Source organism: Desulfosalsimonas propionicica (genome assembly GCF_013761005.1).
GTDB lineage: Bacteria > Desulfobacterota > Desulfobacteria > Desulfobacterales > Desulfosalsimonadaceae > Desulfosalsimonas > Desulfosalsimonas propionicica.
Genome location: NZ_JACDUS010000001.1, coordinates 105,095 through 120,525, shown reverse-complemented (window position 1 = coordinate 120,525; position 15,431 = coordinate 105,095). Strand labels below are relative to the sequence as shown.

The window sequence follows — 15,431 nt, the reverse complement described above, 5'->3', positions numbered from 1 at the left end:
TATCACACTGCCCAAAAGACTTCAAGGCAGGGTTGGCCGTAGACAACCATGCCGGCCCGAAACAATTCGCTTCGACTACATAATACCGTCGCAGCCGGATAAACAGCTTCCAAGGAAGTCCAAGGGCGGGGTCAGTTTTTGAAGCGACATTGAGCGTTTACGGAAAAATTCAGCAAATGCCGAAGCTCAAAAATTTCAAACTGTTTGAGGCCGGCAGGCCGAGTTTGTAAATTTTAAGCGAAGGCATTGGCTGAATCCGTAAACGGTCAGGAGCGAAAAAACTGACCCCGGCGGCAGGGCTTCCTTCCTGCAACAACAGCGGACGCGGTAAAAAGCTTTTTACGGTTTTCGCATGAGGAGGCCCGGGTGGCAGCTTGCTCCCTGCTGACCGCTTTCGCGCTCAATGCGACTCGCAACCTGCCCCCTGGTCCTCCTCATGGCCAACCGCCGTGTCAAGTGCGGGGTCCGGGAAAAGCTTTGTTGTCTGGTCCGGGAAATTTTTACAGACAGCCGGTGCAGGCGGCGGTTTACGAGTCGCATTGAGCGCGTCAGCGGTCAGCAGGGAGTAAATCGCCGCCCGCCCCGCCCCATGCGAAAATCCCGCGAAGCTTCCGGCAGGGCCGGTGCAGGGAGCAGGCAGTGCGGCTGATTATCAAAGGCAGAGTGCGGCCGGAAAAAAGACTTGCCTGGAAAACCGGCAGCGGGTTATGAAGGAAACTTTGATACAAATTCCCCACTCAAATGAAATGGATGAATTTATGCAGCTTTTGGCTTCCACCCTCTCCGTGACCCGCTACCGGGTTCAGGGAAAACTCGCCGAGCCGGTGATGGACACGGTCCGAAACGGGCTCAAAGATCAGATGATTCGGGAGATCGACAATGATCCGGCCCAGAAAAGCATCGGATGGACTGAATCGGCCCGGCCCTTTGCCCCGGATTTTGAATCCGCCCAGTTCATATTCGGCAACAATTTGGTGTTTTCTCTGCGCATGGACAAAAAATCGGTCCCCGCAAAGATCGTTGCCAAGCATGTGAACATGGCAACAGCCAAACGCCTGGCGGATAACGGCCAGAGCCATTTGTCAAAAAACGAAAAGCGCCAGATCAAGGAAGAGGTCCTGCACCGGCTCTATACCCGGGTTCCGGCCACGCCCAATGTCTATGACCTGGTCTGGGATATGGAAGCCGGGGTTTTGTGGTTTTTCTCCAATTTGAAAGAGGCCAACGAAGAGCTGGAAACCCTGTTTTCAAAGTCGTTCCGGATTTCGCTGATCCGGATGTTTCCCTATACAGAGGCCGATTTGGCCGCCGGGCTTTCAGATGATCAGCGCGATGCCTTAAAGCAGTCCGGACCCGCCCTGTTTTCCGGAGGTGGCCATGCTTGATGTCTCTGTTGCCTACAACCGGTACAAGTTTCTGGGCCACGAGTTTCTGACCTGGCTGTGGTACATGATTGACACGGATTTTGAGGCCCTACAAAAAGCGGATCCGGAAATGGACGCCCTTGCCATCGGCAACCGGATCGTGCTGGAAAACCATCGGCACAACCGGGATGAGACCATTACCATCCGGGGCGACGGCGCGGGCCTTGAAGAAGGGGTCATGGCCCTGACCAAGGGGGCCAAGGTCACGGAAATGCACCTGCTTTTCAGGGCCGGGGAACTGGAGTGGCGGTTTTCCGTCAAGGGCGAAAGCCTGAGCATCAGCAGCCTGAAAACTCCGCAGACGGCAAAGCTGGAATCTGCGGAGGATATCGAGGGCGCGGTCCTGGAAAAAATCTATCTGGTGGAGCGTGTGGTCAAGCTGGTGGAGCAGTTGTATGCACAGTTTGCAAGGCATCGGCTTGATCCGGACTGGGATAAAAAAACCGTGCACCGGATCATGGCCTGGATACGGCAGGGCCCGGCAGCGGATTAGCATAGTGCCCTGATCCGGGGTGTTGAATCGGTTTCAGAAAAACAGATCCGCAATCAAGATCCGCGTGCCGATTGCCACGAGGATGATGCCGCCGGTCATTTCCATGCGCGGGCCGAATCTGCGGCCGAAAACACGGCCCAGACGGATGCCGGCAAGGGACATGGCCGAAGTAATCACCCCGATCATGATGCTTGGATACCAGATGCCGACATTCATCATGGCAAGGGAAAAACCCACGGCCAGCGCATCAATGCTGGTGGCCACAGACAGCACCACCAGGGTCAGCCCGCGGGAGGGATCTTTTTTGATTTGCTCAGATGGGTTTTCAAGGCTGCCGCGGATCATGCGCAGGCCCACAAACATCAGCAGGCCAAAGGCCACCCAGTGGTCCACCGCCGATACCAGGTGGGCAACCCGGGATCCGGCATACCAGCCGAGCACCGGCATCATGAACTGGAACAGGCCGAAATGAAAGGACAGCCGGAACACGGCCCTGGGATGCAGCCGGCCGGCGGTGCCGGCGGCCACGGACACGGCAAAGGCGTCCATGGCCAGGGAAAGGGCAATGAGTATGATTTCAGCAATATTCATTTGCGCGCAGACGATGACCAGTGTTCGGATTCATGGGCTTTGATGATTGTCTGGATTCGTAACGTATCAATATAAATTGGAAATATCAACCAGGAAAGGAGCAGGATGTATGAAAGATGTGGTGATTGTATCTGCATGCCGAACCCCGATCGGCACCTTTGGCGGAACGCTCAAGAGCCTTACCGGTGCGCATCTGGCCTCGGTGACAATGAAGGAAGCTGTTGAGCGGGCGGGAATTTCGCCTGAAATCATTGATGATGTGCGTTACGGGTGCTGTATGGAGCCGGTGGACGCATTAAACGTAACCCGGGTGGCCTGGCTTCTGGCCGGCTTTCCCGATAGTGTACCCGCGGTAACCCTTAATCGCGTCTGCATTTCCGGCATGGAAGCGGTGCTCTCCGGTGCGGCCATGATTCAGGCGGAAATGGCGGATGTGATCCTGGCCGGCGGCGTGGAGCACATGTCCGGCGTACCCTATGTGGTCGAAGAAGCCCGTTGGGGCTGCCGGCTCCAGGACCAGACATTTAAGGATGCGCTCATTCACGGGCTGCACTGCGGCTCCCATATTCTCCCGCACCCGGAAGACGGGCCGGTTAACGCAGATGAGCCGCCCCTGTCGTATTTCAAGGGCAAGCCCTATATCATGGGCCATACTGCGGAATTCATTGCCCAGCACATGGGCATTTCCCGGGAAGAAATGGACGAGGTGGCCCTGCGCAGCCACAACAACGCCGAACGGGCCAACCAGGACGGCTCCTTTACCGGGGAAACCGTGCCCGTGTCTGTGCCCCGGCGTAAAAAAGATCCCCTGATTTTTGCCCATGACGAGCATTTCCGACCGGGCCTGACAATGGACGATCTCCGGAAACTGCCCCCGGCGTTTGTGCCCAAGACCGGCACGGTCACGGCCGGCAATTCCAGCGGCATCAATGACGGCTCTGCGGCCATGGTGATCATGAGCGCAGACAAGGCCAAAGAACTGGGCTTAACCCCGCTGGCAAAAATCCGGGCCACCGGCAGGGGCGCCTGTCATCCCTCGGTGATGGGGCTGTCTCCGGTTCCGGCCGTCAAGGACCTGGTGGCCAAAAGCGGTATTCAGACAGATGATTTCGAGTTGATCGAGGTCAATGAAGCCTTTGCCGCCCAGTATCTGGGCTGCGAAAAAGACCTGGGATTGAATCGGGAAATCACCAACATCAACGGCTCGGGCATTGGGCTGGGCCATCCCGTGGGCGCCACCGGCGCCCGGATCATGGTTACCCTGATCCATGCCCTGCGCAACCAGGGCAAAACTCTTGGACTTGCCACTCTGTGCGGCGGCGGCGGGGTTTCCATGGCAACAGCGATAGAGATCCTGTAACAGGAAAGGCCGGACAAAAGCGATGTAACGCATTTTCCGCAAATGGCGGAGTTGTTTTTTTGCCCCGCCATTTGCGGATTTTTACGTGTATTCGGGCGATTGCTGCTGCGCGGAGTCGATCAGGTCTTTTACCACATTGAGCAGCGGCGGCTGCAGGTGCCGCCATTTGGGATGTATGGCCCGTCCCTGGTCCCAGACAAAATCCACGGCCACGTATTGCTCCGGGATCTCGTATTCGTTTCGCATGCCGTAGCGCACCGGCGGGTAATATTCCACATACAGCATCCGGTTAAAATCAATGGAGAAATCCTGGATTACCCTTGTGGCAATATGGCCGGCACAGGACCGCACCGACATTTTGCTGTCGGCCACATCTGACACCACCACCACTTTGGGCCGCAACACCGTCACCCGGTTTTCCATACCCGCCTGCCTGCGGTCAAAAATCCAAAGCCGGCATTTGCCGCTGGCCAGGCGCAGCTTGCCGCCCCAGCCCTCCCATTCGTAAATGTCGTTGTAAATCAGCATACCGCTGGTGATTATCTCCTTGACAACAATGTGGTGATGCAGGCACTTACTATACGTTTCATCCAGGATGCTTTTCTGGAAATCTTTTTATTTCTATAGAAAATAAGGATGCAAGTGCCGGATGGCAAATGAATCACACCAACAAACCCGGGGTGTCACCCGCCTGACGATTGACGGCAAAGAAATCGTGCTGGTGGGCACCGCTCATGTCTCCCGGGAAAGCGCGGAACTGGCCGAATCGGTCATTGGTGAGGAACGCCCGGATACAGTGTGCGTGGAACTTTGCGCCTCCCGGCACCAGTCCATCCGCAACAGCGCCCAGTGGCGGCAGATGGATATCGTCAAGGTCGTCCGGGAAAAAAAGGCATTTGTGCTTCTGGTCAACATGATGCTCACCGCGTTTCAGCGCCGCATCGGCAAAAAACTCGGGGTTCGGCCCGGCGAGGAAATGATCCGGGCCCTGGATGCGGCCGAGGCCGCCGGCGCCGGGGTCTGCCTGGCAGACCGGGATATCACGGTAACCCTTTCCCGCACCTGGCGGAGCACGAGCTTCTGGAACAAGATCAAGCTGTTTTTTCAGCTTCTGATGTCCATGGGCGGCATTGATGATATTGACGAGCAGGCCATTGAAGAGATGAAGCAGGAAGACATCCTCCAGAGCCTGCTCTCGGAACTGGAAAAATCCCATCCCTCCATCCGGCAGATTTTAATCGACGAGCGGGACCGGTACCTGGCCCACAGGATACGGCATGCAGAAGGCCAAAAGATCGTGGCCGTGGTGGGTGCCGGTCATGTGCCGGGCATCAGCAAATATCTTTTTGACGACATTGATCCTGCCCCCCTGGAAACGGTGCCGCCCCGGGGCAAAAGTCTGGGGGTCCTCAAATGGATACTGCCCCTGGCCATTTTACTGGCCATCATTGCCGGGTTTTTTTTTGGCGGCGCCCAGACGGGCAAATCCATGGTTTTCTGGTGGGTGGCGGCCAATGCGGTTTTTGCCGGCATCGGCACTGCCGCGGCATTCGGACATCCCCTGACCATACTGTCTGCCATTGGTGCGGCCCCTCTTACCTCATTGAATCCCATGATTGCCGCAGGCTGGGTGGCCGGTCTTGTGGAGGCGGGCTTGCGCAAGCCCAAGGTGGGGGACCTGGAAGATCTGTCCTCGGATATTTTGTCCATCCGGGGTTTTTGGCGCAACAAGGTCACCCGGATTCTTTTGGTCGTGGTGTTTGCCAATATCGGCAGCATGGTGGGTACCTTTGTGGCTCTGCCGCTGATGGCCCGGGTGCTTGGGGCCTGACACGTCCGGCCCGTTACGGCTGCAGAATCTTTACCACCCGTCTTTGATAAACTTTTCCGCCGGGCAGGGTGTGGGTGGTGTTGACCACCTCCAGCCGGTTTTGGGCAAACAGCCCGATGCATTCGGGATAAAGGGCCCATTCCCGGGCCAGTCCTTTTTTTTTCACATCCGCAAGGGTGTCGGTTTCTTCGATGGCAAAGCAGCGCTGGCCGATAATGGGTCCCGAATCCTCGCCGTAGTCGATGAAATGCACGGTGCAGCCGCCCACCTTGCAGCCGTAGCGGAAGGTGTCGCCATACCCGTCAGTGCCGGCAAAAGCTGGCAGAAGTGCGGGGTGAATATTCATGATCCGGGGCCGGGCGGGGTCCGTATTGATCCGGTCGATGAAATAGGGGGAAAGATTGCGCATAAACCCGGCAAGCACCAGCAAATCAAAGGAGTAGGGACGTATCTGTTGAATCAGGGCGGCTTCGGCAATGGCTCTTGTGCGCAAAAAAGTCCGGACCTTTTGCGCCTCTGCATCTGCGCTGAAAAATGATTGTTTGGCCAGTATTTCCGCTTCGTTGAAGTCCGCCGGCAGGGTTTGGGGCCGGGGATCGGCGCGGTAATCCCGGATGATTTTTTTGTAGTCCACCACAAACGTGGCAATGCCGCGTTTGCCGGCTTTTGCCAGGCCGCCGGATCCGGGGTTGTCCGAGCCGGTAAATACCACCTGTCCGTTGATTTGTTCGGTTTCACAGGCTTTTAAAATGGCTTCCAGATTGGTGCCTGATCCGCTGATCAGTGCCCCGATACGAAGGCGGGATGCTGTTTGCACGGTTTTTTTTCTTTCCCTGATTGTCTCGCTGCTTGACACGGTTATGGCGATACATTAAAGAATGTGACTTCTTAGGCGATGATGCGGATATTATCCATGCTGAAATGCTATAAAAAAAAACTTTTTTTGTAAACAAGGAATCCGGGCGTACCAACCGGTTCAGGCGGCGTGCCCGGTTAAGGAAATCAATATGAAGGAAATCGACCGGCTGGTTGGCATCATGGAAACGCTGCGCGCCCCGGGGGGGTGTCCCTGGGATGCTGCGCAAGACCATGAAAGTCTAGTGCCCGCCTTAATCGAGGAGGCTTATGAACTGGCTGAGGCCATTGAGTCCCGGGATACGGCATCCATGGTTGAAGAACTCGGCGATGTTTTGCTGCAGGTGGTGTTCCACAGCATCATTGGCCGGGAGCAAGGCGCATTCAGTCTTTCCGATGTCATCGAGCAGCTCTGCCAGAAACTGATTTATCGCCACCCCCACGTGTTTGGCCAAACCCGGGTTGCCGATGCCCGGGAAGTGGTCCGCAACTGGGATCAGCTGAAAAACGGGGAAAAGGGTAAAAGAGACAGAACAAGTATTGCCGATGGCATTCCCGTGCGTCTGCCGGCGCTGATGTATGCCGCCAAGCTTCAGACCCGGGCGTCCAGGGCCGGCTTTGACTGGGCCGATGCCCTGGGGGTGATGGAAAAAATCCAGGAAGAAGCCGATGAAACCCGGGCTGCCCTGGAGACCGGGGATCAATCGGATGCCGCAGATGAAATCGGGGATCTGATTTTTTCCGCGGTCAATCTGGCAAGAAAGCTCGGCATTGATCCGGAAGCCGCCGTGCGCCGTGCAAATTGCAGGTTTGCAGACCGGTTTGCATTGATTGAAAAGGCTGCCGCAGACCGGGGCGTTTCTGTTGCCGATATTCCCATGGATGAAAAGGAGCGTATCTGGCAGAAGGCCAAGTAAAAAAATCGGCCTTTTCCGTATCCGGACCGTATTTTTGCAATGCGGGGGGCCTATTTTAAATTAAAGTATTTATTCTTTTATTGCAGCAGGTTATAGCAAAAGGCGCCTGAGCGGCAATGGCCGGATAGCAACCGCGTAGCGCATTTTTTTGGTAAAATCATAAAAAAAATGGCAAAGGCATTTATTTAAAATTTCAGTAGTTATGTGCATATGTTCAAAAAATGTTTTTTGTTGTCTTGACAAGCCCTTAGCAGGGTGTTTTGATACTTTTTTTTTAAACTGGCGTAGATGCTATCCATGAAAAACTTATTGCAATTATTACGTATCGGGTTTATCCATCCTTAAACCGTGCCCGTGGGGCCTGGGGATAACTGCCTTACACAATGAGGTTCGATTATGAATTTTAAGAAGAAGTTGTCAGCAGCTGAATTCGTGGTACTTGCCGAGATGAATACCCCCAAGGGCGTGGATATCTCGGAGCTCGTGACCAATGCCAGGCGAGTAAAAGACCGGGTGGATGCCGTGGTGGTGCCGGATATGGACAACGGGGTGATGCGCATGAGCGCCCTGGCCGGGGGGGCATTGCTTCGCCGGGAGGGTCTGGAGACCATCGTGCATGTCTATGGCCGGGACAAAAACCGGATGGCCCTGCAGGGAGATCTCCTGGCGGCATATGTGCTGGGCATTCCCCACCTGCTGGTGGTCCCGGCTGAGCCCATGTCAAACGGCGACCACCGTGAAGCGGTAACCGTTGACGACCTTGATGAGTCCGGGATTCTGCAAATGATCCGCTCCCTTCGCGAGGGCGTTGACCTGTCCGGCTTTGATCTTAAAGGAACGCCGGATTTTACCTCGGGATGTGCCATGGCACAGGTGGCAGAAGACAGCGGTCTGGACCAGGAGATCGAGACCGTAAAACGAAAAGTCGAGGCCGGTGCCCAGTATATCGTTACCCCGCCGGTGTTTGATCTGGACGCCTACGGCCGGATCGCGGAGGCGTTAAAACCCCTGGGTGTTCCGGTGATCGCCACGGTGTTTTTGCTGAAAAATGTTGGTATGGCCCGATATATGTCCATTCATGATCCGGGTTCCCGGATTTCCGAGGACATGATCCGGCGTATCCGCAAGGCCCCGGACCGGGAGGCCGAGTGTATCCGCATGGCCGGCGAAACTGCTGCGGAACTGAAAAAAATGGTTCAGGGCATCAAGATTGCCACCCTGGGCTGGGAACACCGGCTGCCCGATATCCTGGCCAGCGCCGGGCTCTAGCCAGAAACCCGGATTGTCAGGCGGCCGGGTGCCGGCTGACCGCGTTTGAAATGCGGCAATCCAAATCATGCTATCAATGGGGGAACCCATGCAGGAATATACGGATATGAACACCAGAGAAACGGACAAACAAAGCGTGCTCGTCATCGGCGGGGGCGTGGGCGGCATCCGTGCAGCCCTTGACCTGGCCGAGTCCCGGCGCGATGTGGTTCTCATTGATAAATCCTATGCCATTGGCGGGCTGATGACCCGTCTGGACCGGACTTTTCCCACCAACAACTGTGATCTGTGCACCATCTCTCCCCATCTGTCAGAAAGCGGCCGGCAGCTTCGCCTGGATTTAAAGCCCATGACCGTTGTGGAGCAGGTGGAGGGGCAGGCCGGTGATTTCAAGGTCACGATCCGAACGCTGCCCCGCTACATTGATGTGGAAAAATGCACTGCCTGCGGCGAGTGTGCGGAAAAATTTCCGGACTGGGTCCGATTTACTCCGGGCCTTGATCCAAGGGCGCCCACATGCATGCGCTATCCCCAGGCAACACCGTATGCATTTTCCGTGGATGCCGATAAGGTGACGGATTTTGACGCACTGCAGAAGACCTGTAAAGTCGGGGCCATTATCCCCGATGACCAGGAAAAAACCGAGACTCTGTCTGTGGCTTCCATTATCCTTTCCACAGGCGCTGAATTATTTGATCCGGCAGTGCTGGACAATTTCGGCGGCGGCCAGTTTCCCAACGTGGTGACCGGCCTGGAATACGAACGGCTCATGTCGGCCTCCGGGCCCACCCTGGGCCAGCTGGCCAGACCCTCGGACAACAAGCGGCCGGCCCGGGTGGCATGGATTCAGTGCGTGGGCTCCCGGGGCATCAACCGCCAGGATGTGCCTTATTGTTCCAGCGTCTGCTGCATGTATGCCTTAAAGGAGGCCATTGTCACAAAGGAGCGCTTTGCCGAAGATATCGAGGCCAGCATTTTTTACATGGACATGCGGACCTGCGGCAAGGATTATGAGCTGTATCTCAACCGTGCAGTAAACGAATACGGTGTGAAACTGGTCCGCTCCCGGCCCCATTCCGTGGTTGAAGATTCGGAAACCGGCAACCTGGTCATCACCTATGCCACAGACGACGATGAGCGCCACAAGACCGAGGTTTTTGACATGGTGGTGCTTTCCACCGGCTTTCGGATTCCGGCCAGCACCCGGGAACTCGCCGGCCGCCTGGGCATTGATCTCAATGAACACGGCTATGCGCAGACCAGCGGATTTTCTCCGGTGGCCACTTCCCGGCCGGGTATCTATGTCTGCGGTGTGAGCGAAAGCCCCAAGGATATTCCCGAAACCATGATTCAGGCCAGCGCGGCCGCGGCCATGGCCGGCACCCAAATGCACCTGGAACAAGACACCGGGGCGGAAGAAGAGGATTTCCCTCCGGAAATCGATGTATCCGGCCAGAATCCCCGGGTGGGGGTGTTTGTTTGCGACTGCGGCCCCAACATCGGTGATGTGATCACGGTTTCCGCACTCGTGGAAAAGGTTCGTTCCTTTCCCGGGGTGGCCTATGCCGAAGCCGTGGGCTATGGATGCAGCAAGGAATCCATGGACAAAATGGAGACCCTGATCCGGGAGCACGGGTTAAACCGTGTGGTTATCGGCGGATGTTCCCCCCGGACCCACGAAACCAAGTTCCAGGACATGATGCGCCGCTGCGGCTTAAACAAGTACCTGGTGGAAATTGTCAATATCCGGGACCAGGATACGTGGGTGCATATGGACCGGCCGGCGGATGCCACCCGCAAGGCTGTAAAAATGCTGGAAATGGGAGTTCACGCGGTGGCCCGGGCGCATCCGCTCATGGAGCATTCCCTGCCCATGAATCAAAACGTGTTGGTTGTCGGAGGCGGGGTCACGGGGATGAATGCTGCCCTGATTCTGTCGGATCAGGGATTCCGGGTTTATCTGGTGGAGCGTGAAGCCCGGCTCGGCGGCATTGCCCGAAATATCCGCGCCACCCTGGAAGGCGACGATGTGGGCCGGTATATCACTGAACTGGCGGGAAAAGTGACGGCAGACCAGAAAATTCAGGTGCTGACCCAGTCGATCATCGTGGATCACAAGGGCATGCCCGGCCGGTTTACAACCGGCATCCAGACCGGCCCGCGGATGCACTACATGCAAATCGAACACGGGGTGAGCATCCTTGCCACCGGTGCACTGGCCAACAGGCCCGGTCAATACCAGCTCGGAGAAGACGACCGGGTCATGACCCAGCTGGACATGGATGCAAAAATCGCAGATGATCCGGAATCCGTCCGAAGCATGGACCAGGCGGTGATGATCCAGTGCGTTGGCTCCAGGGAGCCGGGCAATCCCAATTGTTCGCGCATCTGCTGCCAGAGCGCTATTAAAAATGCCCTGCGGATGAAAGCCCTGAATCCGGACATGCAGATTTATGTGTTATACAGGGATATGCGCACCTACGGCTTCCAGGAGGATTACTACCGGGAGGCAAGAAAGCAGGGCGTGAAATTTATCCGCTATGAACCCGAAAGCCGGCCGGAAGTCAGGGCGGATAAGGCCGGCCTGGCCGTTTGCGTCTACGATGAAGTCCTTGGCCGGTATCTTGAGATTTCCGCTGATGCCCTTGTCCTGAGTACCGGGCTGATTGCCGATGATGAAACCACTGAGGATCTCTCGGTGATGTTTCACCTGCCGCGCTCAGATGACGGATATTTCCTGGAGGATCATGTCAAGCTGCGGCCCACGGATATGTCCGTGCGTGGCTTTTTCGTGGCCGGTACGGCCCATGCGCCCAAATCCATTCGGGAAAGCATTACTCAGGCCCAGGCCGCAGCCGGCCGGGCCCAGACACTGCTGTCTAAGCAGTGGATCAACCTGGGGGCGTCAGTGGCAAAGGTGGATGGCGATAAATGCGCTGCATGCCTGATATGCGTCCGGGTTTGCCCCTATAACGTGCCTTATATCAATGCAGAAGGCTATTCGGAAATCGATCCGGCCAGGTGCCACGGCTGCGGTACCTGCGTGGCTGACTGCCCTGCCCGGGCCATACAGCTCATGCAGTATGAAGACGATCAGATACTGGCCAAACTCGATGGGCTATTTGAGAGGATGAACTGATGACCGACACCTTTGAACCCGAAATTGTTGCATTCTGCTGCCATTACTGCGCCTATACGGCTGCGGACATGGCCGGCAGCAAACGGATTTCTTATCCGCCAAACGTTAAAATCATCCGCGTGCCGTGCACCGGCAAGGTTGACGCCATTCATATCATGAAGGCCCTGGAAAAGGGTGCTGATGGTGTCTACGTGGCCGGGTGCCTGGAGGGAGACTGCCATTTCAAGACCGGCAATATCCGCGCGGCCCACAGGGTCCTGCGGGTTCAGGCGCTTCTGGAAGAAATCGGAGTAGAACCCCAGCGGGTGGAAATGATCACCATGTCAGCCGGCATGGGAGAGCGATTTGCAAAAACGGCCCGGGATTTTACGGAAAAGATCCGGCAGCTCGGCCCCAGCCCGGTTACAACCGCTGCCCGGGATTCTCGCCGGCGGGCGGTGAGTTAATCATTGAAATCGAATCTGGAGAAAAAAGATGATCACGGCTGTACGAAAACCCATGGAAGAGATTATCGCGTGTGTCGAACCTTATGACCGGATTCTTCTGGTTGGGTGCAATGAATGCGTCAGTGTGTGCTCGGCGGGCGGTCGAAAGGAAGTGGCGCTTCTGGCTTCGGCTCTGCATATGCATTTTATGAAACAGGGCAAAACCATGGATATCCGGGAGCTTACCCTGGAACGCCAGTGCGACCCCGAGTATGTGGAAGAGCTTGTGACTTCCGTGGACGGGGCGGATGCCATTTTATCCATGGCATGCGGCTGCGGGGTGCAGACAATCGCTTCCCGGTACCGGGACAAGCCGGTATTTCCGGCGGTCAATACCACTTTTATGGGCGCATCCGAGCGCCAGGGGGTATGGTCGGAACGATGCCAGGGGTGCGGAGACTGCGTGCTGGGCATTACCGGGGGAATCTGTCCCATTGCCCGCTGCTCCAAGCGGCTGATGAACGGCCCCTGCGGCGGCTCCACAAAGGGTAAGTGTGAAATCGATGCCAACGTTGACTGCGCCTGGCAGTTGATCTGGGACCGGTTAAAAGCCCTGGGCCTGGAAAGGCGCATTGAAGATATCATGGAAGCCAAGGACTGGCGGACAAGCCGGGACGGCGGACCCCGTAAAATCATAAGAGAGGATCTGGCATCATGAAAACCGAAAGCAGACTGGAGAAGGTACTGGCCTCGGGTGCGCTGGCGGTTACCTCCGAGTGCGGCCCGCCCAGGGGTGCGGTGCCCGAAAAGGTAAAGGAAAAGGCGGAATTGTTGCGGGGCAGCGTGGATGTGATCAATGTCACTGACAACCAGACAGCCATGGTCAGAATGTCGAGCTGGGCCGCCGGCATTCTTATCCGCCAGCTCGGACTTGATCCGGTGCTTCAGATGGTGACCCGGGATCGCAATCGGCTCGCCATGCAGGCAGATATTATAGGTGCCTATTCACATGGCATCAATACTATGTTATGCTTATCCGGAGATCATCCGCATTTCGGCGATCATCCCATGGCCTCCAATGTTTATGATCTGGATTCCGTGCAATTGATCCAGGCCGTGGTGAAAATGCGCGATGAGGGCAAGTTCCAGGGGGGGAAAGATATCGACCATCCGCCGAAAATGTTTGTGGGTGCTGCGGCCAACCCCTTTGCCGATCCCTTTGAATTGCGGGTGATGCGGCTGGCCAAAAAAGTCAAGGCGGGCGTGGATTTTATCCAAACCCAGTGCATCTACAACCTGGACAAGTTTGAAACCTGGATGAAGGGGGTCTGCGACCGGGGCTTGGATGAGCAGGTCTATATCCTGGCCGGGATTACGCCCATGAAAACTGCGGGTATGGCCAGATACATGAAAAACCGGGTGCCGGGCATGGATGTGCCCGACGAGGTGGTCAAGCGAATGGAGTCGGTTCCCAAGGAACAGCAGCCCGAAGAGGGTATAAAGATTGCCGTAGAAACCATCCAGCGCTTAAAAGAGGTTAAAGGCGTGGCCGGCTTTCATATTATGGCCATTGAATGGGAAGAAAAAGTTCCTGAAATCGTTGAAAAAGCAGGTCTTCTTCCCCGGCCCGAAGTGTAGCGGCCCTGGCTTGAAACCAGGCGGATAGCAAAAATTGACGAATCAGCAAGGAGCCGATCAGATGAGTGAAAAATTTATTATGGTTGTCGATGATGATCCGGACTTGGTGGAGGCTGTCTCCATGAAGCTCGAGTCCAAGCAATTCCGGGTCGCCAAAGCCTATGACGGTGAAGAGGCGATGGAGAAACTTAAAGGGGAAAAACCGGATCTGGTGATTCTCGATGTGATGATGCCCCGGAAAAACGGCTGGGTGGTCTGCGATGAGATTAAAAACAGCGATGCCACCAAAAATATCGTTGTGGTGATGCTCACCGCCGTGGGCGATGCCGTTCAGAGCACGAGCTATACGCATCATGACGGCAAAACAACCCTGGCCGACGATTATGTGCCCAAGCCCATTGACATGGACAAGCTCATGGAAATCGTGGATGATCATCTGGGCGCCTGATGCTTGATTTGAAATGACTTTTATACGGATAAACGGTCTTCGAATGAGTGGTCGGTTTGCCCGGCTATACCAGGAAGTTGACGCTTCGGTTAATCAGGAGTCCGTTTATCTGCATCAAAAGCTGGCTGCTGACCGGATCAATATTGTTTTTTTGTCACTTGATTTTCTCCGGAACCCCCGGCAGATTACCTGCATGGTGGCACCCGGTGCGGCACCGGCGACAGCAGGTCAGCACCATGATCAGGGGGCGGCCGGACTGGTTTCCCTCTTTCCGCACCGATTTGATCCGGCTGCCATGGCAGTGGTGTTTGCTGCCCTGGGCCAAAGACAGATTCCATGGTACGCCATGGCCAGTTCCGGATCCATGCTCACGGTGGTCACTGATTTTGCCGTCCAGCAGCAGGCCGCCGATGCTTTGGCCGAATACGCCCAACTCCCCCCTGGGCATGGGCCTCTGCGCGTTCAGCAGGATTACGATGACATTGCCAGACGGTTAAAGAGCGCACCGGAAACCGTTGCCCAATATGTGGAAGCCCGGATCCGGACCTATGGTATTGCCGTCAAGACCGGCCTGAAGCTGTGCCGGATTGACTTTCATTCCCATGAGCAGGTGCTGCTGGGCCGGGCCCTTGAGGGTCTGGCAGCAGACAATGCCGGTTTTGCTTATATATGCGCAAACCGCGCCGCAGACGGCCGGGGCCATTTGGCCGTGGCCCTGGACCCGGGACAAACCCCTTCCGATGCCCCGGATATTGCCGCCCACCTGGCGCCCGCCCTTTGTTCCAGCCGATTGGAAATTCGTGAAAATGTTGAAATGCTTTGTTTCCATGGCCCGCATTTCGGCGATCGATACGGGATTGCGGACAAGGCGCTGGGCTGTCTGATAAATGCGGGCATTCCCGTCTGGCTGGCCGGCTGCGTGGGCGCAACGGTTTCCATCATTGTCCCCCCGGGCATGGGCGAATCGGGCGTGGAAGCGCTTTCAACATCATTTGATCGACCCTGACCGCCGGGTCCGCCCCGGGTGGCGCCCGAACAGGG

15 protein-coding genes are annotated in these 15,431 nt (G+C 56.3%); 12 read left to right on the top strand and 3 right to left on the bottom strand.

All coding sequences use genetic code 11. The features are described 5' to 3' along the window. Positions 1-758: 758 nt before the first annotated feature. Together rdgC and HNR65_RS00570 are read left to right on the top strand one after the other, a co-directional pair. A complete protein-coding gene (gene rdgC / locus HNR65_RS00575) occupies positions 759-1,385 on the top strand; it encodes a recombination-associated protein RdgC (protein WP_181549504.1) in 627 nt (208 codons plus the stop codon). Further along, positions 1,378-1,917, top strand: a complete 540-nt coding sequence (locus HNR65_RS00570; RefSeq protein ID WP_181549503.1) for a hypothetical protein — start codon at positions 1,378-1,380, stop codon at positions 1,915-1,917. Before rdgC ends, HNR65_RS00570 begins: the two co-directional genes overlap by 8 nt. A gap of 33 nt (positions 1,918-1,950) precedes the next feature. On the opposite strand, the gene HNR65_RS00565 is transcribed toward HNR65_RS00570, so the two are convergent. Next, positions 1,951-2,508, bottom strand: coding sequence for a manganese efflux pump MntP (locus HNR65_RS00565; RefSeq protein ID WP_181549502.1), 558 nt, complete (start codon positions 2,506-2,508; stop codon positions 1,951-1,953). A 109-nt stretch (positions 2,509-2,617) separates the two neighbouring features. Between HNR65_RS00565 and HNR65_RS00560 the strand changes: the two genes are divergently transcribed. Further along, positions 2,618-3,868: a thiolase family protein gene (locus HNR65_RS00560; RefSeq protein WP_181549501.1), complete on the top strand. Its 1,251-nt coding sequence runs from the start codon at positions 2,618-2,620 to the stop codon at positions 3,866-3,868. An 81-nt stretch (positions 3,869-3,949) separates the two neighbouring features. Here HNR65_RS00560 and HNR65_RS00555 read toward each other — a convergent pair whose 3' ends face one another. Then, entirely contained in the window at positions 3,950-4,396 is a 447-nt protein-coding gene (locus HNR65_RS00555) for a hypothetical protein (protein WP_181549500.1), read from the bottom strand. A gap of 121 nt (positions 4,397-4,517) precedes the next feature. Between HNR65_RS00555 and HNR65_RS00550 the strand changes: the two genes are divergently transcribed. Then, positions 4,518-5,699 carry a TraB/GumN family protein gene (locus HNR65_RS00550; protein ID WP_181549499.1) on the top strand — a complete coding sequence of 394 codons (1,182 nt, stop codon included), beginning with the start codon at positions 4,518-4,520 and terminating at the stop codon, positions 5,697-5,699. Positions 5,700-5,712: 13 nt separating this feature from the next. Here HNR65_RS00550 and purN read toward each other — a convergent pair whose 3' ends face one another. Continuing rightward, a complete protein-coding gene (gene purN, locus HNR65_RS00545; RefSeq protein ID WP_181549498.1) occupies positions 5,713-6,516 on the bottom strand; it encodes a phosphoribosylglycinamide formyltransferase in 804 nt (267 codons plus the stop codon). Positions 6,517-6,706: 190 nt separating this feature from the next. Between purN and mazG the strand changes: the two genes are divergently transcribed. The 8 genes from mazG to HNR65_RS00505 all read left to right on the top strand — a co-directional run bounded on the left by mazG (position 6,707) and on the right by HNR65_RS00505 (position 15,396). Beyond that, entirely contained in the window at positions 6,707-7,471 is a 765-nt protein-coding gene (gene mazG, locus HNR65_RS00540) for a nucleoside triphosphate pyrophosphohydrolase (protein WP_181549497.1), read from the top strand. 396 nt (positions 7,472-7,867) lie between these two features. After that, a complete protein-coding gene (locus tag HNR65_RS00535) occupies positions 7,868-8,740 on the top strand; it encodes a methylenetetrahydrofolate reductase (protein WP_181549496.1) in 873 nt (290 codons plus the stop codon). Between the two features lie 106 nt (positions 8,741-8,846). After that, positions 8,847-11,879: an FAD-dependent oxidoreductase gene (locus HNR65_RS00530; protein WP_181549495.1), complete on the top strand. Its 3,033-nt coding sequence runs from the start codon at positions 8,847-8,849 to the stop codon at positions 11,877-11,879. After that, positions 11,879-12,325 carry a hydrogenase iron-sulfur subunit gene (locus HNR65_RS00525; protein WP_181549494.1) on the top strand — a complete coding sequence of 149 codons (447 nt, stop codon included), beginning with the start codon at positions 11,879-11,881 and terminating at the stop codon, positions 12,323-12,325. Before HNR65_RS00530 ends, HNR65_RS00525 begins: the two co-directional genes overlap by 1 nt. Before the next feature lie 28 nt (positions 12,326-12,353). Beyond that, positions 12,354-13,022, top strand: a complete 669-nt coding sequence (locus tag HNR65_RS00520; RefSeq protein ID WP_181549493.1) for a methylenetetrahydrofolate reductase C-terminal domain-containing protein — start codon at positions 12,354-12,356, stop codon at positions 13,020-13,022. Continuing rightward, on the top strand, positions 13,019-13,942 hold the full coding sequence (locus HNR65_RS00515; protein ID WP_181549492.1) for a methylenetetrahydrofolate reductase: 924 nt from the start codon (positions 13,019-13,021) through the stop codon (positions 13,940-13,942). The genes HNR65_RS00520 and HNR65_RS00515 overlap by 4 nt, the downstream gene beginning before the upstream one ends. 61 nt (positions 13,943-14,003) lie before the next feature. After that, entirely contained in the window at positions 14,004-14,390 is a 387-nt protein-coding gene (locus tag HNR65_RS00510; RefSeq protein ID WP_181549491.1) for a response regulator, read from the top strand. A gap of 43 nt (positions 14,391-14,433) precedes the next feature. Next, a complete protein-coding gene (locus HNR65_RS00505) occupies positions 14,434-15,396 on the top strand; it encodes a hypothetical protein (RefSeq protein ID WP_181549490.1) in 963 nt (320 codons plus the stop codon). Positions 15,397-15,431: the final 35 nt, after the last annotated feature.